Origin of the sequence: Pseudomonas sp. SIMBA_068, assembly GCF_046534705.1 — a bacterium.
GTDB lineage: Bacteria > Pseudomonadota > Gammaproteobacteria > Pseudomonadales > Pseudomonadaceae > Aquipseudomonas > Aquipseudomonas putida.
In genome coordinates, this window is the sequence record NZ_JAWRYI010000001.1 from 306,187 (window position 1) to 330,316 (window position 24,130).

The 24,130-nt window shown below is 62.2% G+C and carries 19 protein-coding genes and 1 pseudogene; 2 read left to right on the forward strand and 18 right to left on the reverse strand.

What is annotated here, in order from left to right:
• Positions 1 to 115: 115 nt before the first annotated feature.
• Entirely contained in the window at positions 116 to 2,188 is a 2,073-nt protein-coding gene (locus SB756_RS01350; RefSeq protein WP_410910023.1) for a TonB-dependent receptor family protein, read from the reverse strand.
• Positions 2,189 to 2,408: 220 nt separating this feature from the next.
• Between SB756_RS01350 and SB756_RS01355 the strand changes: the two genes are divergently transcribed.
• The gene (locus tag SB756_RS01355; protein ID WP_410910024.1) at positions 2,409 to 2,696 is read left to right on the forward strand and encodes a hypothetical protein; all 288 of its coding nucleotides are present in this window, start codon (positions 2,409 to 2,411) and stop codon (positions 2,694 to 2,696) included.
• An 81-nt stretch (positions 2,697 to 2,777) separates the two neighbouring features.
• Here the strand turns inward: SB756_RS01355 and nuoN are convergent, their stop codons facing one another.
• The 17 genes and pseudogenes from nuoN to SB756_RS01440 all read right to left on the reverse strand — a co-directional run bounded on the left by nuoN (position 2,778) and on the right by SB756_RS01440 (position 22,829).
• Positions 2,778 to 4,247, reverse strand: coding sequence for an NADH-quinone oxidoreductase subunit NuoN (nuoN, locus tag SB756_RS01360; protein WP_019470482.1), 1,470 nt, complete (start codon positions 4,245 to 4,247; stop codon positions 2,778 to 2,780).
• A gap of 7 nt (positions 4,248 to 4,254) precedes the next feature.
• Positions 4,255 to 5,787 (reverse strand): NADH-quinone oxidoreductase subunit M, encoded by a 1,533-nt coding sequence (gene nuoM, locus SB756_RS01365; RefSeq protein WP_258653377.1) that lies wholly within the window; start codon positions 5,785 to 5,787, stop codon positions 4,255 to 4,257.
• Between the two features lie 40 nt (positions 5,788 to 5,827).
• Positions 5,828 to 7,681: an NADH-quinone oxidoreductase subunit L gene (gene nuoL, locus SB756_RS01370; RefSeq protein WP_016498749.1), complete on the reverse strand. Its 1,854-nt coding sequence runs from the start codon at positions 7,679 to 7,681 to the stop codon at positions 5,828 to 5,830.
• Entirely contained in the window at positions 7,678 to 7,986 is a 309-nt protein-coding gene (gene nuoK / locus SB756_RS01375) for an NADH-quinone oxidoreductase subunit NuoK (protein ID WP_003251446.1), read from the reverse strand. Before nuoK ends, nuoL begins: the two co-directional genes overlap by 4 nt.
• 3 nt (positions 7,987 to 7,989) lie before the next feature.
• Positions 7,990 to 8,490 (reverse strand): NADH-quinone oxidoreductase subunit J, encoded by a 501-nt coding sequence (gene nuoJ, locus SB756_RS01380; RefSeq protein WP_016488224.1) that lies wholly within the window; start codon positions 8,488 to 8,490, stop codon positions 7,990 to 7,992.
• 10 nt (positions 8,491 to 8,500) lie between these two features.
• Positions 8,501 to 9,049, reverse strand: a complete 549-nt coding sequence (gene nuoI / locus SB756_RS01385) for an NADH-quinone oxidoreductase subunit NuoI (protein ID WP_003251442.1) — start codon at positions 9,047 to 9,049, stop codon at positions 8,501 to 8,503.
• A gap of 11 nt (positions 9,050 to 9,060) precedes the next feature.
• Positions 9,061 to 10,068, reverse strand: coding sequence for an NADH-quinone oxidoreductase subunit NuoH (gene nuoH / locus SB756_RS01390; RefSeq protein WP_012273297.1), 1,008 nt, complete (start codon positions 10,066 to 10,068; stop codon positions 9,061 to 9,063).
• Positions 10,065 to 12,779 (reverse strand): NADH-quinone oxidoreductase subunit NuoG, encoded by a 2,715-nt coding sequence (gene nuoG, locus SB756_RS01395; RefSeq protein WP_049276690.1) that lies wholly within the window; start codon positions 12,777 to 12,779, stop codon positions 10,065 to 10,067. The genes nuoH and nuoG overlap by 4 nt, the downstream gene beginning before the upstream one ends.
• 133 nt (positions 12,780 to 12,912) lie before the next feature.
• Positions 12,913 to 14,292, reverse strand: a complete 1,380-nt coding sequence (gene nuoF, locus SB756_RS01400; RefSeq protein ID WP_410910025.1) for an NADH-quinone oxidoreductase subunit NuoF — start codon at positions 14,290 to 14,292, stop codon at positions 12,913 to 12,915.
• Complete coding sequence (gene nuoE, locus SB756_RS01405; RefSeq protein WP_012273294.1) at positions 14,289 to 14,786, reverse strand: NADH-quinone oxidoreductase subunit NuoE; 498 nt, start codon at positions 14,784 to 14,786, stop codon at positions 14,289 to 14,291. The genes nuoF and nuoE overlap by 4 nt, the downstream gene beginning before the upstream one ends.
• Before the next feature lie 2 nt (positions 14,787 to 14,788).
• Positions 14,789 to 16,570, reverse strand: a complete 1,782-nt coding sequence (gene nuoC, locus SB756_RS01410; protein ID WP_019470487.1) for an NADH-quinone oxidoreductase subunit C/D — start codon at positions 16,568 to 16,570, stop codon at positions 14,789 to 14,791.
• Between the two features lie 79 nt (positions 16,571 to 16,649).
• On the reverse strand, positions 16,650 to 17,327 hold the full coding sequence (locus tag SB756_RS01415) for a NuoB/complex I 20 kDa subunit family protein (protein WP_012313769.1): 678 nt from the start codon (positions 17,325 to 17,327) through the stop codon (positions 16,650 to 16,652).
• A 10-nt stretch (positions 17,328 to 17,337) separates the two neighbouring features.
• The gene (locus SB756_RS01420) at positions 17,338 to 17,751 is read right to left on the reverse strand and encodes an NADH-quinone oxidoreductase subunit A (protein ID WP_003251427.1); all 414 of its coding nucleotides are present in this window, start codon (positions 17,749 to 17,751) and stop codon (positions 17,338 to 17,340) included.
• Positions 17,752 to 18,133: 382 nt separating this feature from the next.
• Positions 18,134 to 18,391 (reverse strand): annotated as a pseudogene (locus SB756_RS01425) (lysoplasmalogenase family protein); the annotation flags it as partial.
• Between the two features lie 342 nt (positions 18,392 to 18,733).
• Positions 18,734 to 20,005: a delta-60 repeat domain-containing protein gene (locus tag SB756_RS01430; RefSeq protein WP_410910026.1), complete on the reverse strand. Its 1,272-nt coding sequence runs from the start codon at positions 20,003 to 20,005 to the stop codon at positions 18,734 to 18,736.
• A gap of 240 nt (positions 20,006 to 20,245) precedes the next feature.
• Positions 20,246 to 21,571: an isocitrate lyase gene (aceA, locus tag SB756_RS01435; protein ID WP_012273289.1), complete on the reverse strand. Its 1,326-nt coding sequence runs from the start codon at positions 21,569 to 21,571 to the stop codon at positions 20,246 to 20,248.
• A 493-nt stretch (positions 21,572 to 22,064) separates the two neighbouring features.
• On the reverse strand, positions 22,065 to 22,829 hold the full coding sequence (locus tag SB756_RS01440; RefSeq protein ID WP_410910027.1) for a secretin N-terminal domain-containing protein: 765 nt from the start codon (positions 22,827 to 22,829) through the stop codon (positions 22,065 to 22,067).
• Positions 22,830 to 22,953: 124 nt separating this feature from the next.
• On the opposite strand from SB756_RS01440, the gene SB756_RS01445 reads away from it, so the two are divergent.
• Positions 22,954 to 24,129 carry a hypothetical protein gene (locus tag SB756_RS01445; protein WP_341796300.1) on the forward strand — a complete coding sequence of 392 codons (1,176 nt, stop codon included), beginning with the start codon at positions 22,954 to 22,956 and terminating at the stop codon, positions 24,127 to 24,129.
• The last annotated feature ends 1 nt before the right edge of the window (position 24,130 follow it).

The following is a 24,130-nucleotide window of genomic DNA, read 5'->3' on the forward strand; positions in this document are numbered from 1 at the left end:
TTGCAGGAGCAGCCTTGTGCTGCGAAGAGGCCGGCACAGACCATACTGATGCGTGATCTGTACCGGCCTCTTCGCAGCACAAGGCTGCTCCTACAGAAACAGTGCGCTGCATGTTCTAGCGGAAGCTGTAGGAAACGCCGGCATAAACGCCAAGCCCTTCGCCCGGCGTAGAGCGGGCGTTGTCCTTGCCGGCATCGTTGTAGGTGGGTGTCACCGTGGCCGCATAGCGCTTGTTGGTCAGGTTGCGCAGGTCCAGCCAGGTCTGCCAGTCGTGTTTGGGTGAATTCCAGCCCAGGCGCGCGCCGAGCAAGGCATATTCATCGGCGTGGTAGCTGTTGGCATAGTCCACCTGCACCTTCGACGCCATTTGCGTGTTGATCCCGGCATAGAAGCCACTCGGCCAGTCATAGCGCAGTTCGGCCTGGTAGTAGTGCATGGGGATGCCGGGCAGGCGGTTGTCGCCAAACTTGTCGTCATCACGGTAGTGGAAGTCGCTGAAGGTATAGGCCTGGCGCAAGCTCAGCTTGCCGGTGCCGGCGCTTTCCCACAGGGTGCTGTCGAGGCCGGCCTCCACGCCCTGGTGCACGGTAGCGCTGGCGTTGAACTCCGAGGTGAAGTTAGGCACCACCTCCACGGCCAGCAGTTCGTGGCGCACTTGCGAGTAGTACCAGGCAAGGTCCCAGCGGCCGAGCGCCGAGTCGCCACGCGCGCCCAGCTCCAGGGTAGTGGCAGTCTGGTTCTGCATCTCGATCGGCTGGATCTGTTTGCCGCCTGTGCTGGGCGCGCTCCAGATCAGCGACCACGGGTGTGGCGGTTCTACCGAGCGGCTGAGGTTGCCGTACACCTGCAAGTCCGGGCGGATGTCGTAGCGCAGCCCCAGGCGCGGTGCGTAGTCCCAGTCATGCATGCTCACCTTGCCACCTTCGGCCGGGTAGGTCACGGCACTTTCGCGGCGGGTGTAGATCATCGCAAGACCCGTGGTCAACCACAGGTCCGGGACCAGTTCCAGGTCGTTGCCGACATGCAGCACGGTGTCCGAGCCCTGGTAGGTGAAGTCACGGGTGCGCGCGCCGAATACATCGCCATCGCGGGTAAATTGTGAAGCGCCACTGTTGGGCAGGTGCTTGGTGGTGCGCCAGCCGATGGTGGTCTTGCTTTCGTGACCAAGCAGCGTGTCGCGGCGGAAATAGTTCAGCGTGCCGCTGACATCGGTATAGGCCACCTTCAGGCGCATCGGGCCTTCACGCAGGTCCATCGGGTAATCGTGATAGACCAGGCCGGCTTCCAGGCGCGCATCGTCGTCGAGGTAGAAGGTGGTCTTGTTGCCCACCCAGGTGCTGCCTGGTTGCGGGCGGCTGTCGTCGCGGGCCAGATAGGCCGGGTTGGCAGCGCGCGGGTGGTGCTTGATCTGGTCTTTGGTCAGGCGCCCGGCCAGTTCGTTTTCGGTCTCGCGGTAGCGCAGGTAGAAGCGGGTTTCCAGGTTCGGGTTGAAGCGGTAGCCGACATTGGCAGCAATGCCCTTGGCACTGCCGCTGCTGTGCGCCTGATACCCGTCATATTCCGAGTCGGTCAGGGCCATGTAGTAGTCGAGGTTGCCCAGCACTTGCCCCGAGCTGATGTGCCGGTGCTGGTAACCGCGGCTGCCGACCTCGTAGCGCACTTGCAGCGGCGCGGCGTCGTAGCCGGTGTGGGTGACATAGTTGATCGCGCCGCCCAGCGCCAGGGCACCCTGGTCGAAACCATTGGCGCCCCGCAGCACTTCGGCACGGCTCAGCCATAGCGGCTCGAACAACTCGTAGGGTGTACCGCCCGGGCCAGTCAGTGGCAGGCCGTCGAACATCGTGTACACCCCGGAGCCATGGGCCCCCGGCGCGCGGTTGATGCCCGAGCCGCGGATCGACAGTTTGATGCCATCGTTGCCCGCCGATTGGGCGAATACGCCGGGCTGGTAGGCCAGCACGTCCTGGTTGCTGGCCACTCGGCCTTGCCCCACGCTTTGCATGTCCACCAGGTTGCTGGCGCCTGGCACCTCCCGCAGGCGTTCGCTGGCAGCTGTCAGGTCGTTCTGCTCCTCATCGGTGATCAGCACCTGGCCCAATTCGACCGAGGATGCTGCCAGGGCGGGCTGGGCGGCAACAAAGGCAGCCAGCAGGCCAAGGCAGGACGATGGGGAATAAACGGAACGCATTGTACGACTCCAGGCGAAAGACGAATGGACAACGGCGTTGAGACGAGCGAAATGCCGCTTGGAGCACGAAGAAACTCAGCAAATCTTGCACTGCTTTCGTCAGACGCTTTTGTACGAAAGTTCTTTACAAGCCGCACCGGTGGAGAGAGGCGGCATGGGCTTCGTAAGGTGGTTGCAGACCGGCAGCGATGCCTCGCTCAATCACCCGTGGAGTACCAGCATGACTGACAACGCACTACACCCACAGCAACCCCCGGCGCGCGCCCCGGTTCGCCTGACGCCACGTGAACGGCAAGTGCTGTTGTGGTGTGCCGACAGCCATGACCCGTTCTGGCCACGGGTGGGCACCACTGAGGCATGCGGCTGGTCAGTACGCGCCGAATTCGAAATGACTCACGAACTGTCCCCCGGCGGGATGCCCAATCCGGAAGTGTACCTGCCTTCGGCCAATGGTGATTTGCGCAAGGCCGCCCTGCCTGGGGCAGGCCAGGCCAGCCCGGTTGAGTGAGGCGTCATTGGGGGCAGTGAAAAAACTGCGCAGATAAAAAAACACCCCGCATAGGCGGGGTGTTTTGTGTGGCCGGGGTGATCAGCCGATCAGTTGCAGGCCGGCTTGCTGGACCAGTTCCAGCAGCGGTTGCGGGTAGACGCCGAGTACGAAGGCAAGAATGGCGATGGCCAGCAGCATGACGCCACCGGTGCGCTGTTCCCACTTCAGTGGGGCGTCGTGGCGACGCAGATTAGGCTCGACCAGGTACAGGGTGACCATGACGCGCAGGTAGTAGTACACGCCGATGGCGCTACCGATCACCAGCGCACCGACCAGCCACCACAGGTGCGACTCGACGCCAGTGGCGATGATGTAGAACTTGCCGATGAAGCCAGCGGTCAGCGGGATACCCGCCAGCGACAGCATCATCACGGTCAGTACCGCGGTCAGGTACGGGCGGCGCCAGAACAGGCCGCGGTACTCGTACAGTGCATCGGCGTCACGGCCGCCGTAAGGCGAGGACATCAGGGTGATGACACCGAAGGCGCCCAGGCTGGTGATCACATAGGTGACCAGGTACACGCCCATGGCTTCCAGGGCCAGGCCTTTGCTGGCAACCAGGGCAATGACCAGGTAGCCGAAGTGGGCGATGGACGAGTAACCCAGCAGGCGCTTGAGGTTGCTCTGGGTCAGCGCCAGCAGGTTGCCAATCAGGATCGAGGCCACGGCAATCACCGCCAGCACGGTGCTCAGCGCGCCGCTGCTGGCAGCAGGGGAGAGCATGAACAGGCGCACGACAACGGCGAATACTGCCACTTTGCTGGCGGTTGCCAGGAACGCGGCGACCGGCGCCGGGGCGCCTTCGTATACGTCCGGGGTCCACAGGTGGAACGGTACCAGCGACAGCTTGAAGGCCAGGCCGACCAGCATCATGCCCAGGCCCAGCTGGGCCACCAGGCTTGGCATGCTGGTGGTTGCCAGGGCTTTGCCAATCTGGTCGAAGCTCAGGCTACCGGCATCTGCGTACAGCAGGGCCATGCCGAACAGCAGGAAAGCGGAGCCTGCGGCCGACAGCACCATGTACTTGATGCCGGCTTCCAGTGATCGCTTGTTGAAGAAGGCGTACGCCACCAGGCCGTAGACCGGTACCGACAGCAGCTCCAGGCCGATGAACAGGCCGGCCAGGTGGTTGGCGCTGACCAGCACCAGGCCACCGAGGGCCGACATCAGCAGCAGCAGGTACAGTTCTTCACGGTTGCCCGGGAAGCCCTTGGAGCCTTCGCCGAGGTAGGCGTGGGCCAATGTGACGCACGCCAGCGTCGCCACCAGGATGATCGCCATGTACAGGCAGGCGAACTTGTCGATGGTGATCAGCGGGGTAACCGCCAGCGGCGCGACCTTCAGCGCCGGCAGGATCGACAGCAGGGCCAGGTTCAGGCCCACGGTGGACAGCAGGAAGGTCTGCGAGTGATTGCGCTTCCAGGCGATCGCCAGCATCACCACCACCGTGGTGATGGTGGTGATCAGCATCGGCGCCAATGCGATGAAGTGTTGAGTGGTGAATTCCATAGCGCTCTTACCGGGCCGAAGCGAGTTGAGTGAAAGCGGAACCGAGCCACTGCTGCACACCACTCATGGTGGCGGCAGAGGTGTCGAGGAACGGCTGCGGGTACACGCCCAGCAGGATCAGCAGTACCGCCAGGCCCAGCACCATGATCAGTTCGCGACCGTCCATGCCGGCCAGTACGGTATCGGCCTTGGCCGGGCCGAAGTAGGCGCGGTGGATCATGATCAGCGAGTAGACCGAGCCGAAGACCAGGCCGGTGGTGGCGATCACGGTGATCCATGGTACGTGCGCGAAGCTGCCGATCAGGATCAGGAACTCGCCGACGAAGTTGCCGGTACCCGGCAGCCCCAGCGATGCTGCGGCGAAGAACAGGCTGATCGCCGGCAGGTAGGCGATGCGGTGCCACAGGCCGCCCATCTGACGCATGTCACGGGTGTGCAGGCGCTCGTACAGCTGGCCGGACAGGATGAACAGTGCCGCAGCCGACAGGCCGTGAGCCAGCATCTGTATCACCGCACCTTGCAGGGCCTGCTGGCTGCCGGAGTAGATACCGATCAGCACGAAGCCCATGTGCGAGACGCTGGAGAAGGCGATCAGGCGCTTGATGTCGGTTTGCGCAAAGGCCAGGAAGGCACCGTAGAAGATACCGATCAGGCCCAGGGTCATGGCGATCGGCGCGAACTCGGCCGACGCGTTCGGGAACAGCGGCAAGGCGAAGCGCAGCAGGCCGTAGGCCGCGGTCTTCAGCAAGATACCGGCCAGATCGACGGAGCCTGCGGTCGGTGCCTGGGCGTGCGCATCAGGCAGCCAGGAGTGGAACGGTACCACCGGCAGCTTCACCGCAAAGGCAATGAAGAAGCCCAGCATCAGCACGTATTCGACACCGGCTGGCAGCTCGGCCTTGAGCAGGTCGCTGTAGTTGAAGGTGAGCACGCCGGTGGTGTTGTAGTTGACCAGCACCAGGCCAAGGATCGCCACCAGCATGATCAGGCCGCTGGCCTGGGTGAAGATGAAGAACTTGGTCGCCGCGTAGATCCGGGTCTTCTTGCCGTCTGCCGAGCTGTGACCCCAGAGCGCGATGAGGAAGTACATCGGCACCAGCATCATTTCCCAGAAGAAGAAGAACAGGAACAGGTCCAGGGCCAGGAACACACCGACGACGCCGCCGAGGATCCACATCAGGTTGAGGTGGAAGAAGCCGACGTGGCGCTGGATCTCTTTCCAGGAGCACAGTACCGACAGCACACCGAGCAGGCCGGTGAGCAGGATCATCAGCAGCGACAGGCCGTCGAGGGCCAGGTGGATGCTGATGCCGAAGCGCTGGATCCACTGGAGTTTGTATTCCAGGGCCCAGGCAGGCTCGGCGCCTGGAGCGGGGGCGAGGGTGTAGTCGCCGTTAGCCCACAGCCACAGGCCGATGCCGAGCAGCAGGGACATGGTCAGCAGCGCGATCCAGCGCGGCAAGGTGGCGCCGAAGCGCTCACCCAGCCAGCACAGGAAGCCGCCGATGAAGGGGATCAGGATCAGCCAAGGCAAAATCATGACGGGTTGGTTTCCTTTGGCAAAGTCGCAAGATTCATTGTCATACCGCAGCCACTAGCACGGCACCGAGCACCAGCACGGCACCCACGGCGATAGAGGCGGTGTACCAGCGCAGTTGGCCAGTCTCGGTCTTGCTCATGGCGACATGACCGCCACGCGCCATCCGCGGAATCAGGCCGATGCTGCGGTCTACCGGGTCCTTGCGCAGGATGTGGCAGATCAGCAGGTACGGTTTGACGAAAAGCTTGTCGTAGATCCAGTCGAAGCCCCACGCGGCGAACCACCAGGCCGACAGGGCGCGACCGATGCCGCTGTTGGCGACGGCGCTGACGAAGCTGCGCTTGCCCAGGAACAGCAGGGCCGACAGCAGGATACCGGCGATGGCGATGGCACCCGAGGTGATCTCCAGCGCGTGCTTGGCTTCGCCACCGGCGTGGCCGGCACTTTCAGGCAGCACGCCTGCCAGCGGTGGGGTGATCCAGGCACCCACGAAGGTCGACAAGACGATCAGCACGCCCAGCGGCAGCCAGTGGCTGATGCCGTGGCCCGCGTGAGCTTCGGTCTTGGCTTCGCCGTGGAAGGCGATGAAGATCAGGCGGAAGGTGTACAGCGAGGTCATGAACGCACCGACCAGGCCGGCGTACAGCAGGCCGGTGTTGCCGCTGGCGAAGGCTTCCCAGAGGATTTCGTCCTTGGAGTAGAAACCCACGGTCACGATCGGCAGGGCGGCCAGGGCAGCACCACCGACCACGAAGCTGGCGTAGGCCAGTGGCAGTTTCTTCCACAGGCCGCCCATCTTGAAGATGTTCTGCTCGTGGTGGCAGGCAACGATCACTGCACCGGAGGCAAGGAACAGCAGGGCCTTGAAGAAGGCGTGGGTCATCAGGTGGAAGATCGCCGCATCCCAGGCGCCAACGCCCAGGGCCAGGAACATGTAGCCGATCTGGCTCATGGTCGAGTAGGCGAGGATACGCTTGATGTCGGTCTGTACCAGCGCGGCGAAGCCGGCCAGTACCAGCGTCACGCCACCGACCACACCTACAAGGTGCAGGATGTCCGGCGCCAGCAGGAACAGGCCGTTGGTACGGGCGATCAGGTACACGCCCGCGGTCACCATGGTTGCCGCGTGGATCAGTGCCGAAACCGGGGTCGGGCCAGCCATCGCGTCGGCCAGCCAGGTCTGCAGTGGCAGCTGGGCCGATTTACCGACCGCACCGCCCAGCAGCATCAGCGTTGCCAGCACCATCCAGGTGTCGCCAGCCTGGAATTTCTGCGGTGCCAGCACCAGCAGTTCCTGCACGTTCAGGGTACCTAGCTGGGCAAACAGGATGAACAGGCCGATGGCCAGGAACACGTCGCCGATGCGGGTGACGATGAACGCCTTGAGTGCCGCGTTACCGTTGTTGCGGTTGCTGTAGTAGAAACCGATCAGCAGGTACGAGCACAGGCCTACACCTTCCCAGCCGAAGTAGATGAACAGCAGGTTATCGCCGAGGATCAGGAACAACATGCTGGCGATGAACAGGTTGGTGTACGAGAAGAAGCGCGAGTAGCCGGCTTCGCCACGCATGTACCAGGACGCGAACAGGTGGATCAGGAAGCCGACACCGGTAACCACGCCGAGCATGGTGACCGACAGGCCGTCCAGGTACAGGGTGAAGTTCGGCGCAAAGCCGTCCACCGACATCCACTGCCACAGCAGTTGGCTGTACGCGCCGCCTTCAGGTGGGGCGACATTGAACTGCCAGATGACATAGGCGGCGGTAGCCGCCGACAGGCCCACCGAGCCGACGCCGATCAGGGCGGACAGGTTCTCCGAGAACCGCCCGCGCGAGAACGACAGCAGCAGGAAGCCGACGAGGGGGAAGACGAAAGTCAGGAAGAGAAGGTTCATCCGCGCATCTCACTGGCAGCATCGATGTCGAGAGTGTGGAAGCGGCGATACAGCTGCAGCAGGATGGCCAGGCCAATACTGGCCTCGGCGGCTGCCAGGCTGATCACCAGAATGAACATCACCTGGCCGTCGGGCTGGACCCAACGGGCCCCGGCGACGACGAACGCCAGGGCAGAGGCGTTCATCATGACTTCCAGGCTCATGAGCACGAAGAGGATGTTGCGGCGGACCATCAGGCCAACCAGACCTAAGCAGAACAGGATACCGGCGACCGCCAGGCCATGCTCGAGAGGGATAGCACCCATGATTTACTCCTTCGCCTCGTTGCGGCCCAGGTGGAAGGCGGTGACGGCTGCAGCCAGCAGCAGCATCGAGGCCAGTTCGACCACCAGCAGGTACGGCCCGAACAGGCTGATGCCCACTTCTTTCGGGCCCACGGTGGTGCCGCTGATGCCAGCGCCGCTCGGGGCGACGAACAGCACGTACAGCAGTTCCAGCAGCAGCAGGGTGCCGAGGATCACCGGCCCTGCCCAGATGCCGGGCTTGAGCCAGCCGCGCTCCTGGGCGACCGAAGCCGGGCCCAGGTTGAGCATCATCACCACGAACACGAACAGCACCATGATGGCGCCGGCGTAGGCGATCACTTCCAGGGCGCCGGCGAACGGCGCACCCAGGGAGAAGAAGATCATGGCCACGGAAATCAGCGAAATGATCAGGTAAAGCAAGGCGTGCACGGGGTTTGTGCCGGTCACCACCCGAAGGGTGGAGACCACGGCAATCCCGGATGCGAAGTAGAAAGCGAATTCCATCTTTCTGTCCTTATGGGAGCAAGCTCTTCACGTTGATCGGTTCGGCTTCGTTCTGCGCAGAGCCTTTCGGCTTGCCAGCGATTGCCATACCCGCAACACGGTAGAAGTTGTAGTCAGGGTTCTTGCCGGGGCCGGAGATCAGCAGATCTTCTTTCTCGTACACCAGGTCCTGACGCTTGAACTCGGCCATTTCGAAATCCGGAGTCAGCTGGATCGCGGTGGTCGGGCACGCTTCTTCACACAGGCCGCAGAAAATGCAACGCGAGAAGTTGATGCGGAAGAATTCCGGGTACCAGCGACCATCCTCGGTCTCGGCCTTCTGCAGCGAGATGCAGCCAACCGGGCAGGCCACCGCGCAGAGGTTGCACGCTACGCAGCGCTCCTCGCCATCGGGGTCGCGGGTGAGGACGATGCGGCCGCGGTAGCGCGGCGGCAGGTACACGGGTTCTTCGGGGTACTGCAGGGTGTCGCGCTTGCGGAACCCGTGGGAGAACACCATTGCCAGGCTGCGCAGCTGAGTGCCGGTGCCCTTAACGATGTCGCCGATATACTTGAACATGGGTCAAATCCTCACTGGGCCGCGACGGCTGGCGTGTTGTAGAGCACGATCGCAGCGGTCACCAGCAAATTGATCAGGGTCAGCGGCAGGCAGAACTTCCAGCTGAAGTCCATCACCTGGTCATAGCGCGGGCGCGGGATCGAGGCGCGCAGCAGGATGAACAGCATGATGAAGAACGCGGTCTTCAGGGCGAACCACAGGAACGGCACTTGCGGCAGGATGCCGAACGGGCCGTGCCAGCCACCGAAGAACAGGGTTACCAGCAGCGCCGAGATGAGGATGATGCCGATGTACTCACCGACGAAGAACATGCCCCATTTCATGCCGGCATACTCGATGTGGTAGCCGTCGGCCAGCTCCTGTTCTGCTTCCGGCTGGTCGAACGGGTGACGGTGAGTCACGGCGACGCCAGCGATGAAGAAGGTGCAGAAGCCGAAGAACTGCGGAATGATGAACCACAGGTTCTGCGCCTGGTACTCGACGATGTCGCGCATGTTGAACGAGCCTACCTGCACCACCACGCCCATCAGCGCCAGGCCCAGGAACACTTCGTACGATACGGTCTGTGCCGAAGCACGCAAGCTGCCCAGCAGGGCGTACTTGTTGTTCGACGACCAGCCGGCGAACAGCACCGCGTAGACCGACAGGCCGGCCATGGCGAAGAAGAACAGCAGGCCGATGTTCAGGTCGGCAACGCCCCAGCCCGGTGTGATCGGGATGATCGAGAAGCCGATCAGCAGGGCGCTCATGGCCACGACCGGCGCCAGGGTGAAGATCATCTTGTCGACGAAGGGCGGGTTCCAGTCTTCCTTGAAGAACATCTTCAGCATGTCGGCAGCGATCTGGAACATGCCGAACGGGCCAACGCGGTTCGGGCCGTAGCGGTCCTGCCACCAGCCCAGCAAGCGGCGCTCGACGAAGCTGAGCAGGGCGCCGCAGACCACCACGGCCAGCAGCACCACGATAGCCTTGACGACCTGGATGATCACGTCGATCACTTCGGGGGTGAACCAGCTCATTGTGCTGCCTCCTGCAGACCTTCGACGGATGCACCGAAGATGGCAGGCGGGATGCCGGCCAGGCCTTTCGGCAACGCGACCAGGCCAGCGCCCAGTTCTTCATTGATGCGCAGCGGCAGGCGCAGGGCCACACCGGCAACGTTCAGGCTCAGCAGAGCACCGTCGTTGACACCCAGGCGGTCGGCTTCGGACTTGGCCAGGGCCACGTAGGCAGCCGGGATGCGCTGTTGCACCGGGGCGGCGCGCGACGAGCTTTCCTCGCTGCCGAACAGGTGGAAGAACGGCACGGCAGTCCAGGTGCCACGGGCCGGGTTGAAGGCACCCGGAATGGCGCTGAACCAGCTCAGGCGGTCGCCTTGCGGCTCGATCAGGCGCACGCCCGGGTCACCGGCACGCAGGTGGCCACCGACCTCGTCCTGGAACTTGTTCCAGGCTTGCGGCGAGTTCCAGCCCGGCGACCAGGCGAACGGCACCTGCTGGCGCGGTTCGGCGGAGCCCGAGTAGCCTTCCATCGAGAAGGCGAACGCGGTGTCCTTGTCTTGCGGGGTGCGCGGTTCGTGCACGCTGATGTTGGCGCGCATGGCAGTACGGCCGGAATAACGCAGCGGCTCGCGGGCCAGCTTCATGCCCTTGATGCGGAACGCGGCGCTTGGCGCGGCGTTGACGATGCCGGCCAGTTGCGGGGCGGCTTCGGCACAGGCGCTGGTAACGTGGTCCAGCTGGGTCCAGTCGACCGGCTTGTTCAGCAGGGTGGCACGCAGGGCGTGCATCCAGCGCCAGCCCTCGTGAATCTGGATGCTGCTGTCCAGGTATTGCGGGTCGAACACCTGGAAGAAGCGCTGGGCGCGGCCTTCCTGGCTGACCAGGGTACCGTCGCCTTCGGCGAACGAGGCCGCTGGCAGTACCAGGTGGGCACGGTCGACAGTGGCGGTTTTGGAGTGGTCGGCAACGATCACCACCTTGGCTGCAGCCAGGGCAGCGTCGACCTTGGCGGCCGGTACGCGGGCGTACAGGTCGTTTTCCAGTACAACGATGGCGTCGGCTTTGCCGCTGATGACCGCGTCCAGCGCGGCATCGATGGACTCTCCACCGAGCATGGCCAGGCCGATGCTGTTGGCCTCAGGCACCACCAGGCTCAGCGAGCCGTTCTTCTCGCGCAGCTTGAGGGCCTTGGCGATGTTGGCGGCGGCTTCGATCAGCGCCGGGTCAGCCAGGGAAGTACCGGCAACGACCAGTGGGCGCTTGGCAGCGACCAAAGCGTCGGCGATGCGCTGGGCCAGGGCCTTGGCTTCGTCGTCCAGGCCGGCAACGGCAGGTGCGCTCGGGTCGATGGCATGGGCCACGGCGAAACCGATGCGGGCCAGGTCGGCCGGGGCGGCGTGCACGCATTCTTCGGCGACGTCGTCCAGCTTGGTTTCAGCCAGGGAGGCGATGAACAGCGGGTACAGCGCGTGCTGGCCGATGTTCTTCACCGCGGCGTCGAGCCACGGCTGCACTTTCATCGCTTCGGCCATGGCCTCGGCCTTGCCTTTGGTGGCCTGGCGTACAGCCAGGGCGACGCGGGCAGCGGTCTGGGTCAGGTCTTCACCGAGCACGAACACGGCGTCGTGGTCTTCGATGTCGCGCAGCGTTGGCACCGGCAGCGGGCTGTTGTTCAGCACGTTCAGGGCCAGGCGCACGCGGGCCAGTTCGCCTGCTTCCATGCCGGAGTAGAAGTACTCGGCGCCGACCAGCTCACGCAGGCCGTAGTTGCTTTCGAGGCTGGCGCGTGGCGAGCCGATACCGACGATGGTGCGGCCGCGCAGCAGGTCGGCGGCCTTGTCCAGGGCGGCGTCCAGGCCCAGCTTGGTGCCGTCGGCCAGGTGTGGCTGGCGTGGGCGATCCTTGCGGTTGACGTAGCCGTAACCGAAGCGGCCACGGTCGCACAGGAAGTACTGGTTGACCGAGCCGTTGAAGCGGTTTTCGATCCGGCGCAGTTCGCCATAGCGCTCGCCGGGGCTGATGTTGCAGCCGCTGGAGCAGCCGTGGCAGATGCTTGGGGCGAACTGCATGTCCCACTTGCGGTTGTAACGCTCGGAGTGGGTCTTGTCGGTGAATACGCCGGTCGGGCAGACCTCGGTCAGGTTGCCGGAGAATTCGCTCTCCAGCACGCCGTCTTCGACGCGGCCGAAGTACACGTTGTCGTGAGCGCCGTAGACGCCCAGGTCCGTACCGCCGGCGTAGTCCTTGTAGTAGCGCACGCAGCGGTAGCAGGCGATGCAGCGGTTCATCTCATGGGCGATGAACGGGCCGAGGTCCTGGTTCTGGTGGGTACGCTTGGTGAAACGGTAGCGGCGCTCGTTGTGGCCGGTCATTACCGTCATGTCTTGCAGGTGGCAGTGACCGCCTTCCTCGCACACCGGGCAGTCGTGCGGGTGGTTGGTCATCAGCCATTCGACGACGCTGGCGCGAAACGCCTTGGACTCGTCATCTTCGATGGAAATCCAGGTGCCGTCGGAAGCAGGGGTCATGCAGGACATGACGATACGACCACGGGTGTCGTTCTCGTCGGTGTACTGCTTGACCGCGCACTGCCGGCAGGCGCCAACGCTACCAAGCGCCGGGTGCCAGCAGAAATAAGGGATGTCGAGGCCTAGCGACAGACACGCCTGTAACAGGTTGTCTGCACCGTTGACTTCGAGCGCTTTGCCGTCTACGTGGATAGTGGCCATTGTTCAAAGTTCTTCGTTGGCCCGCGTGAGCGGGCGTGGCTAATGGAAATCGGTGGGCTTGCGACACGCCGCGAATGAATCGGGCCTGCCGGCAAGCTGGCGAGTGGCACGGACCACCCGCCTAATCATCTTGTTATGCGCCGACCACGATCGGCCCGGCCTGGATTGGCTTGGCCAGGTTTGGGCGCAGGGTGTCACCAGCGGATGCTGGGGCGACACCGGCCTCGAACTCGGACCGGAAGTATTTGATGGCACTGCCCAGCGGCTCGACGGCACCCGGTGCGTGAGCACAGAAGGTACGGCCTGGGCCGAGGAAGTTGACCAGCCCCAGAAGCGTCTCGATGTCTTCGGCACGGCCTTGGCCGTTTTCCAGTGCGCGCAGCATCTTCACGCTCCACGGCAGGCCGTCACGGCATGGCGTGCACCAGCCGCACGACTCGCGGGCGAAGAACTCTTCCATGTTGCGCAGCAGCGAGACCATGTTGACGCTGTCGTCTACCGCCATGGCCAGGCCAGTACCCATACGGGTGCCGACCTTGGCGATGCCGCCGGCGTACATTTGCGCGTCGAGGTGCTCGGGCAGCAGGAAGCCGGTACCGGCGCCGCCTGGCTGCCAGCACTTGAGCTTGAAGCCGTCGCGCATGCCACCGGCGTAGTCTTCGAACAGCTCGCGGGCGGTGACGCCGAACGGCAGCTCCCACAGGCCCGGGTTCTTCACCTTGCCAGAGAAGCCCATCAGCTTGGTGCCGTGGTCTTCGCTGCCTTCGCGGGCCAGCGACTTGTACCAGTCGTTGCCGTTGGCGACGATGGCCGGCACGTTGCACAGGGTTTCGACGTTGTTCACGCAAGTCGGCTTGCCCCATACGCCCACGGCGGCAGGGAAGGGCGGCTTGGAGCGCGGGTTGGCGCGACGGCCTTCCAGCGAGTTGATCAGTGCGGTTTCTTCACCGCAGATGTAGCGGCCGGCACCGGTGTGCACGAACAGCTCGAAATCGAAACCGGAGCCCAGGATGTTCTTGCCCAGCAGGCCGGCGGCCTTGGCTTCATCGATGGCGCGGTTGAGGTTTTTTGCAGCAGTGGTGTATTCGCCGCGCAGGAAGATGTAGCCACGGTAGGCCTTCAGGGCGCGGGCGCTGATCAGCATGCCCTCGACCAGCAGATGGGGCTGTTGCTCCATCAGCATGCGGTCCTTCCAGGTGTTCGGCTCCATTTCGTCCGCGTTGCACAGCAGGTAGCGGATGTTCATGGATTCGTCTTTGGGCATCAGGCCCCACTTCACGCCAGTGGGGAAGCCTGCGCCGCCACGGCCCTTGAGGCCGGAGTCCTTGACGGTCTGCATGATGTCGTCCTGCGACATCTCGCCCAACGCCTTGCGGGCAGCGGCGTAACCGTTCTTGGCCTGATACTCGGCAAGCCACACAGGCTCGCCGTCGTCACGCAGGCGCCAGGTCAGCGGGTGGGTTTCGGCCGAACGCGCAATGCGGTTGGCCGGGCCGAAGGAAGTAATGGTCATACGTAACCCTCCAGCAGTTTGGTGACGCCAGCGGGCTGCACGTCGCCAAAGGTGTCGTCGTCGATCATCAGCGCCGGGGCCTTGTCGCAGTTGCCAAGGCAGCACACCGGCAGCAGGGTGAAGCGGCCGTCGGCGGTGGTCTGGCCGAGGCCGATACCCAGCTCGCTCTGGATCTGGCTGACGACCGATTCATGGCCGCCGATGTAGCAGACCATGCTGTCGCACACGCGGATGATGTGGCGGCCGACCGGCTGGCGGAAGATCTGGCTGTAGAAGGTGGCTACACCCTCGACGTCGCTGGCCGGGATGCCCAGCACCTCGCCGATGGCGTGGATGGCGCCGTCCGGCACCCAGCCACGTTCCTTCTGGACGATCTTCAAGGCTTCGATGGACGCCGCGCGCGGGTCCTCGTAGTGATGCATCTCGTGCTCGATGGCCGAGCGCTCTGTTTCGCTCAGGGCGAAACGGTCTGTCTGGATAAGCGTGCTGTTCATGCTTAGCGGTCCACGTCAGCCATAACGAAGTCGATACTGCCCAGGTACGCAATGAGGTCGGCAACCATGCTGCCTTTGATCACCGAAGGGATCTGCTGCAGGTGCGGGTAGCTCGGGGTACGGATCCGGGTGCGGTAGCTCATGGTGCCGCCATCGCTCGTCAGGTAGTAACTGTTGATGCCCTTGGTCGCCTCGATCATCTGGAACGACTCGTTGGCCGGCATGACCGGGCCCCACGAGACTTGCAGGAAGTGCGTGATGAGGGTCTCGATGTGCTGCAGGGTGCGCTCTTTCGGTGGCGGCGTGGTCAGCGGGTGATCCGCCTTGTACGGGCCTTCCGGCATGTTGCGCAGGCACTGGTCGATGATGCGGATACTCTGGCGCATCTCCTCGACACGGACCATGCAGCGATCATAGGCATCGCCGTTGTGGGCCAGCGGTACTTCGAATTCGAAGTTCTCGTAGCCGGAGTAGGGGCGGGCTTTGCGAAGGTCGAAATCGCAACCGGTGGAGCGCAGGCCGGCTCCGGTGGTGCCCCATTCCAGGGCTTCCTTGGTGTTGTACGCGGCAACGCCAATGGTACGGCCCTTGAGGATGCTGTTCTGCAGGGCAGCCTTGGTGTACTCGTCCAGGCGCTTTGGCAGCCAGTCGACGAAGTCCTTGACCAGTTTCTCCCAGCCGCGCGGCAGGTCGTGGGCGACGCCACCGATGCGGTACCAGGCCGGGTGCAGGCGGAAACCGGTGATCGCTTCGATCACGGTGTAGGCGCGCTGGCGGTCGGTGAAGGTGAAGAACACCGGGGTCATGGCGCCCACGTCCTGGATGTAGGTACCCAGGAACAGCAGGTGGCTGGTGATGCGGAAGAACTCGGCCAGCATCACGCGAATCACGTCGACCTTCTGCGGCACCTTGATGCCTGCCAGCTTTTCCACCGCCAGTACGTACGGCAGGTTGTTCATCACCCCACCGAGGTAGTCGATACGGTCGGTGTAGGGGATGAAGCTGTGCCAGGACTGGCGCTCGGCCATTTTCTCGGCGCCACGGTGGTGGTAGCCGATGTCCGGTACGCAGTCGACGATCTCTTCACCGTCCAGCTGCAGGACGATACGGAACGCACCGTGCGCCGAAGGGTGGTTGGGGCCGAGGTTGAGGAACATGTAGTCCTCGTTGGCGCCCTGACGCTTCATGCCCCAGGCTTCAGGGTTGAAGCGCGCCGACTCTTCTTCAAGCTGTTGCTTGGCCAGGGTCAGGCTGTAGGGGTCGAACTCGGTGGCACGGGCCGGGTAGTCCTTGCGCAGCGGGTGGCCTTCCCAGGTGGGCGGCATCATGATGCGGCTGAGGTGCGGGTGCCCGGCAAAGTCGATGCCGAACATGTCCCACACTTCGCGCTCGTACCAGTTGGCGTTTGGCCAGATACCGGTCACGGTCGGCAGGTTCAGGTCGCCTTCGCTCAGCGACACCTTGATCATCACGTCGCTGTTACGCTCGATCGACAGCAGGTGGTAGAACACGCTGAAGTCGGCGGCCGGCAGGCCACGGCGCTGGGTGCGCAGGCGTTCGTCGACGCCGTGCAGGTCGTACAGCATGCTGTAAGGCTTGGCGACACCGCGCAGGAAGCTGAGCACCTCTTTGAGCTGGGCGCGCTTGACCCACAGCACGGGCATGCCGGTGCGGGTTTCCTGGGCGACGAATGCCTCGGCGCCAAAACGGTTGTTCAGTTCGACGACCACATCCTGGTCGTCAGCCTTGTAGGGCGGAATATAAATAGCGTTGTCCGCTGTCATGGTCTCGGTCGCTTTGGGTCAACGTTAAGAATGAAGCCAGGCCGCCGGCTCCAGGGGGAGCGGGCGGCAGGTCGCTGGATCAGACTTCGTCGGGGCTGCGCAGGTTGGTTACTGCAATGCGCTGCTCACGACGCAGGTCTTTCTGGGCTGGCATCTCGGCACGGTAAATACCTTGATCACCAACAACCCAGGAAAGCGGGCGTCGTTCTTGGCCGATCGACTCCTGCAGCAGCATCAAGCCTTGCAGGAAAGCCTCAGGGCGTGGCGGGCAGCCAGGCACATAGACGTCCACGGGGAGGAACTTGTCGACCCCCTGAACGACCGAGTAGATGTCGTACATGCCACCGGAGTTGGCGCACGAACCCATGGAGATGACCCATTTCGGCTCGAGCATCTGCTCGTAGAGGCGCTGGATGATCGGCGCCATCTTGATGAAGCAGGTACCGGCGATGACCATGAAGTCGGCCTGACGCGGCGACGCCCGGATGACTTCGGCGCCGAAGCGGGCGATGTCGTGGGGTGCCGTGAAGGCCGTGGTCATTTCCACGTAGCAGCAGGACAGGCCGAAGTTGTACGGCCAGAGGGAGTTCTTGCGACCCCAGTTGACCGCGCCACGCAGCACATCTTCGAGTTTCCCCATGTAGATGTTCTTGTGGACCTGGTCCTCTAGCAGCTGATCGGTGACGGTTTCCCGTTCACCTACCGGGTACTGCTCGTTAGGCGCATCCGGATCGATTCTGGTGAGATTGTATTGCATTGCCAAAGCCTCATTGTTTCAGCTTCGCTTGCCGCTTGCGGCGACCTTCGGGAGCCCAATCAAGAGCACCGACGCGCCATAGGTAGACAAGACCTGCCAACAGAATTGCTATGAAAACGAGCGCTTCGACGAACCCGGTCCAGCCGCTTTCGCGGACGGACACAGACCATGCAAAGAGAAAGAGGGCTTCGATATCGAAGATCACGAACAGCATCGCGACCAGATAGAATTTGGCGGACAGGCGCAGGCGGGCGCTGCCGACGGGCAGCATGCCGGATTCGAAGGGTTCGTTCTTGGCGCGGCCCCAGGCCTTGCTACCGAGCAGGCTGGACAGGCCGAGCATGAAGGCGCACAGGCCGACGACACCCAGGAGGAAGATGGCAAAGCCCCAGTTGTGGGCGATGAGTCCTGCCGAATCGGACATGCTAGAGATCCTTATACAGAGACCCAGCTCTGCAGTCTGAAATAAGTAAAGCGGCGACGTGGTGTCGCAGGTGCAGTGACCAAATGTCGCAGCTGAATCAATCGCGCTGATTTTATGGGTAAAGCCGGTGCAAGTAAAATTTCTGTCGCAAATTTATTCGTAGGATTAAGAACAAAAGGCACTCGTAAATGGCTGAAAGCCTTGAAATTCGGGCATTGCGTGCGGTTTTGTTAATTATGTTTCTTGCGACTGGTAACGAATTCCAAGTTGCGTAATGATAATTAATATCATTTGACCTGATGCTATGTAATTTGGCTGTTCTGCGCCTTGTAAAGTTCCTCCGGCGATTCCCCCCTACTTGCAAATGCGAAAGACTCCTGTTCTAGCAGCTTCCGACACTGCGCGCACCGCTCTGGGTCAATACTTTATCGGTTGAGCGGTGACGGGCTGATGAAGCAATCGCCCACTGGCCGAGCCAGTAGGTGAGGATGATCAGGTACGGCGCGGCGGCGAACGGGCTGACGAAGCGGTCGATGCCGATCAGGCTGTCTGAGCTCACGAGCCGGCCGGCACCGAACACCGCCAAACCGCTGCAGGCCAAGGCGCGCCAGAGCGTGGTGTTGATGGCCGGGGCGTATATATAGAGAGCGGCGGCAGCCAGGGCGAGAATCATCAGGCCGCTTGGCAGAGGTCCTTGCTGCTGCGCTGCCTCAAGCATAGACCTGATCCTGGGTTTTGCTGGTCATGCCTTTGGATTGTAGGGGGGCATAGGTTTGGTGACAGGTATGCGGCGCCTGCGGGAGAGCGCCGCTCGCGCGACACCGCAAACCTTACGACAGGCACCATGTCGCCCTGGGCAATGGGTAGCCCCCCCAAAAAAAACAAAGGCCCAGTGCTTTCAAAAGCACCGGGCCTTTGTTCAACAGCAACCCACTAGCAGTGGAACTGTTCTTCCTTGTCGCCGATCGGCCCCGCTTTTGTTTCAGGCGCCGAGGCGTACCACGTAGAGGCCGTTTTTGGTATCTGTCGCAAGCTTGAGATTGCAGGCGACAAGCGGTTGACCATTGCGTTGGCAGCGGATCCATGAGGCCATCCCGCGCTCTCCGACGAAGGCCCAGCCACTGGCGCCATAATCATGGTCAGGTTTGCCGTCGCTGTTGAAGCGCAGAGTGACAAAATGGCCCTCTGATTCTGCATTTTCATAAAGCACGGTCAGGTAAATTTTCTCGGCGTTGCCGGATCTGGCGTCAAAGGACAGATCTGACGCGGAGGCCATTACCGATGGGGGCTTTTCGACAATGACGGGTCTCCCTTCATTGAAACCGTTGTTCAGCGTGCCGTCGCTGTTAAACGACATGAGCGCGGTACCCTCATCGTAAGTGTTGATGTCGGTGCGGCACGCCAGCACGAAGTGATGATTGGAGGTTGACTGCTTGAGCAGCGCAGGAAGCAGCGTGTGGCCTGGCGTATGCAGGTGCAGATAACCACCGTCGGCAAATGTCCTGTCGATCTTGGCGTGCTCATCGAGGCGGGTCACGATGACGTGGTTCTTGAAGTCTTCAGTAGGTAAGGGCGCGTACGCCGCATAAATACCATGTTCATTCAGTGCCAGTGCCCCCAGCAGTACTGGGTCGTTGCCGTGCGCAGCGCGCCAGTAGCCTGTGCCATTGAAGTCGGTAGCCAGGTCCCCCTTCAGCGTGATTGCAACAACGTGGTCGCGCGAGCGGAAGTAGAGCACTCCGTTCCGTATGCCCGCGCCGTCGTTGTCGTGGGAAGACGAACTGCTGTACTTGCTGGGCGATGCCAAATCGGTCGGCCAGGCCTTGGTTGTGGAGCTGACCGAAGGATAAATCCGATAGGGCTTCCCGTCCTCGCCAAAACTGGTGTCGGGCTTTCCATTGGCGTGCAAGCGAACGACGATGGGGTGATATGAATTCGGGGCGTCGTTGTAGTCGCCTACCACAAATATTCGCCCAGCTTCATCCGTAATGATCTCAGACAGCAAGACCCGCAGGGCACCTTCATATTCGATCGTTGTGACACCTTGCGAACCGAATTCGGGGTCAAGCGTACCGCCAGGCTCAAGGCATAGCAGCTTGAGGGCTGTCGCGTTTCGGGGCGCCGAGGAAATAAGTGTTTTTTGAGTTGATTCGATTATCGCGATCGGGCCGAGATGGTCGTACTTTGGGTGCGAAAAACGGCCTTGCGACGCATACGCTGGGTCCAGCTCGCCAGCGTTGAGGATGGTTGGCATGATGCGACTCCTGTTTGGGGGAGTCGCTAGCCTCTCAGAAGGTGTGGGGCTGAAAAACTGGCAATAATACTAGGTTCTGCATGAGAGGAACCCATTAGCCCTGGCTGTTTTCCGTGGTCTTTGCGGAGAAAGCATGGCCCTGATCATGGATTTCGCTATGGCTTGTATCGACAGGCATTGGCAAAACAAAAGCCCGGAGCTTTCTCAAGCCCCGGGCTTTTGTTCAATCGCAACCCACTATCAGTGGAACTGCTCTTCCTCGGTCGAACCGGTCAGGGCAGTGACCGACGATGCGCCACCCTGGATCACGGTGGTCATGTCGTCGAAGTAACCAGTACCCACTTCCTGCTGGTGCGCCACGAAGGTGTAGCCTTTGCTAGCGTCAGCGAATTCCTGCTCTTGCAGCTTCACGTAGGCGGTCATGTCGTTGCGGGCGTAATCATGCGCCAGGTTGAACATGCCGTGCCACATGTTGTGGATGCCCGCCAGGGTGATGAACTGGTGCTTGTAGCCCATGGCCGACAGCTCGCGCTGGAACTTGGCGATGGTGGCGTCGTCCAGGTTCTTCTTCCAGTTGAAGGAAGGCGAGCAGTTGTACGACAGGATCTGGTCCGGATACTCCTTCTTGATCGCTTCGGCGAAGCGACGGGCTTCGTCCAGGTCCGGCTTGGCGGTTTCGCACCAGATCAGGTCGGCATATGGCGCGTAGGCCAGGCCGCGGGAGATGGCCTGGTCGAGGCCGGCGCGGACCTTGTAGAAGCCTTCACGGGTACGCTCGCCAATCACGAACGGCTGATCGTACGGGTCGCAGTCGCTGGTCAGCAGGTCGGCGGCGTTGGCGTCGGTACGGGCCAGGATGATGGTCGGTACGCCCGACACGTCAGCTGCCAGGCGCGCGGCCACAAGCTTCTGTACGGCTTCCTGGGTTGGTACCAGCACCTTGCCGCCCATGTGGCCGCATTTTTTAACCGACGCCAGCTGGTCTTCGAAGTGCACGCCAGCGGCGCCTGCTTCGATCATGTTCTTCATCAGCTCGTAGGCGTTCAATACGCCACCGAAACCGGCTTCGGCGTCTGCCACGATCGGCGCGAAGTAGTCGATGTAGCCTTCGTCGCCCGGGTTCTTGCCGGCTTTCCACTGGATCTGGTCGGCGCGGCGGAACGAGTTGTTGATGCGCTTGACCACGGTCGGTACCGAGTCAACCGGGTACAGCGACTGGTCAGGGTACATGGACTCGGCCGAGTTGTTGTCGGCGGCAACCTGCCAGCCGGACAGGTAGATGGCCTGGATGCCAGCCTTTACCTGCTGTACTGCCTGGCCGCCGGTCAGGGCGCCCATGCAGTTGACGAAATCTTTTTCTGGGCGGAAGGACGGGTGGGCACCTTGGGTGACCAGCTTCCACAGTTTTTCTGCACCTTGGCGGGCCAGGGTGTGCTCTGGCTGAAGGGAGCCACGCAGGCGAACGACATCAGCGGCGGTGTAGGTACGGGTCACGCCTTTCCAGCGCGGGTTCTCGGCCCAGTCTTTCTCGAGGGCTGCAATTTGCTGTTCGCGTGTCAGTGCCATGGAAATAAACCTCGTCGCATCGATCTTGGGTTAATTGTGCTGATGCTCGGGTGCAGATCAGGGCGCTTGGCGGCTGTCCTGTTCGCAGGAGTGCGGCGGCGAACGCGAAGGCTCGAAGGGGGAAGGGTGGGCAGGCCAGGCGAAGGTGTGCTCCGGCAGGTCGGCTCGTGGTTGCCTTGCTGCGGTGCTACGCGATTGCCAGTACTGCGGTGATGCGCTTCCGTCCCTCGGGACAACTTCTTCGTTGCAGTCGCAATCCCGTCGAACCGCCTTGTGGGCCGTATAGACACGAGGCGCCTCCAGGGGTGGGAGGAGCACGCCTCGAAGGCCCTTGCCAGGGCCCCTGATTAGCGGGAGCGAGGCCATCATGCCCTTGGGAAAAAGACCCTGTCAAATGTTTTGTAGTGGTTTTTTTCGCTTACTACATCTTTGGTCTAATGCGACTTGGCGGTCAGTTTCTAGGCCTTTGGTCGAGGCCTTGAGTTGCCTGGGTTCACTCGAGAAGGTCGACTTTTACCCGCAAAGTCATGTTTTCACCGCGCTGGGTGCTGTAACTGCGGCTTGACGCGCTGCGGTCGGCTTGGCTCTGCTGGTTGTAGCCGGCCAGGGTGATCCATTCGCCGAGCTTGCCGGTGATTGTCGTGTCGGTACTTTGCACTTTCACTACATCTGCACGTTCCTGACTGATGCGGTCATTATTGGTGCTTATTTGCAGACGAACCGTGTCACCACTCAAGCTTGGCGTGACGTAGAAACCCTGGGTCACATTGCGGTATTCGGTGTTGCTCTGGATGCGCCCGTAGCCGTCGGTGCTGGTGCTGGTGATCGGGATGCTCTGGCCCACCTGAATGAGCGCAGGCTGGCCTTCGCTGGCCTGCACCTGCTGCATGCCGCCGTCGCGGTTGCTGGTGCCGTAGTGGATGACGCGTGCGTTGCCGCGGTTGTCCTGGAAGTTGCTGTCGTTGTTGTCGACACTGATCAGCAGGCGCTTGGGAGCGGTGTCCAGTTGTTGCAGCAAGGCGCGCAGGTCGCCGATGCGCTCGGGGCTGGCGTTGACGATCAGCTTGTTCTCGAAAGCGCTGACCGTGCCGTCGTTGCCGATGAATGCCTGCGCGGCAGGCAGTAGTTCGGCGCTGGCGCGGTGCTGCAGCGGCACCACTTCGGTGGCGGCCTGGGCGGCGAGGCTGGCAAGCAGCAGCAGGAAAGTGAAAAGGGGGCGTAGCGGCATGTCCATGATCTCCGCAGGTGGAATCAACATGATGGCAAATTTGCTGGCTTCCTGCCGGATCTGGATCACGCCCGCGCTGTTCAGAAGGTCGTATTATCCTGATTTATCTTGTAGGCTATAAATTATAGTAGGCAAGATAATTGAGGATAATGACATGGCTCCTGTTCGCCCGCTCCTGCGCCGTGATCAACTGGCCAACGCTTTGGCCCAAGACCTGGCAGGCGAGTCGCTGATCGATTACAGCGCTGGCATGTTCCTGGCCGCGCCCCGGCGCACGGGCAAGAGCACCTTCCTCAACAATGACCTGATACCGGAATGCGTACGGCGCGGCTGGCGACCGGTTTACGTGGACCTGTGGTCGGACCGCGACGCGGCCCCGGCGCAGCTCATCAGTGGCGCCATCGGCACTGCGCTGGCCAGTTTCGAAGGTGCGCTGGCCAGGACCGCGAAAAAGGCTGGTATTGAAAAAATAAACCTGCTGCGCACCCTGAGCTGGGATTTCACCCGCCCGCAACTGCCTGCGGGTACTACCTTGGCGCAGGCACTTTCCGTGTTGCATCAAGTGTCAGGGCAGATGGTAGTGCTGATCATCGACGAGGCTCAGCACGCCCTTAACAGCGAAGATGGCCTCAATGCGATGTTCGCGCTGAAAGCTGCACGTGACCACCTCAACCGTGGCGACCGTCCGGATGGCTTGCGCCTGGTGTTCACCGGCTCCAGCCGCGACAAGCTGGCCAACCTGGTACTTAAGAGCAAGCAGCCGTTCTTTGGTGCCACCATCACGCCCTTCCCATTACTGGGGCGTGAATATGTCGAATTCATCACGGGCTTGTGGAACCGGCGCCTGGCCGATAGCAATCAGTTCAAGGTAGAGGACCTGGCGTACGCTTTCGAGCTGGTGGGCCGTCGCCCGGAAATGCTCAACAAGCTGTTGGCCGAAGTCAGCGTCGGCCTCGGTGAAGCGGCCAACTTGGGCGATCTGCTGCGCACTGGGGCACTCAACCATCAGGCTGGTGTCTGGAGTGACTACGAAAGTGCCTGGAACGAGCTTTCGCCGTTGCAGCAGGCGGTGCTTGAGGTAATGGCCGAGCGCACGCTAGGCCGACATCCGTTCTCGCCGTTCACAGAGCAGACCTTGATCGACATCAGACGCAAGCTGGAGCAGGCCCAGGCAGAAGTCAACGCCAATACGCCTAACGTACAGAAGGCCCTCGATGCCCTGCGCGACAAGGAGCTGGTGTGGAAGGCCAATCGTGGCGAGTACGCGCTGGAGGATGCTTCCATGGCTGAATGGCTTGCCCGCGACAAGGCAGTTGCTGGCCGCAGCTGAA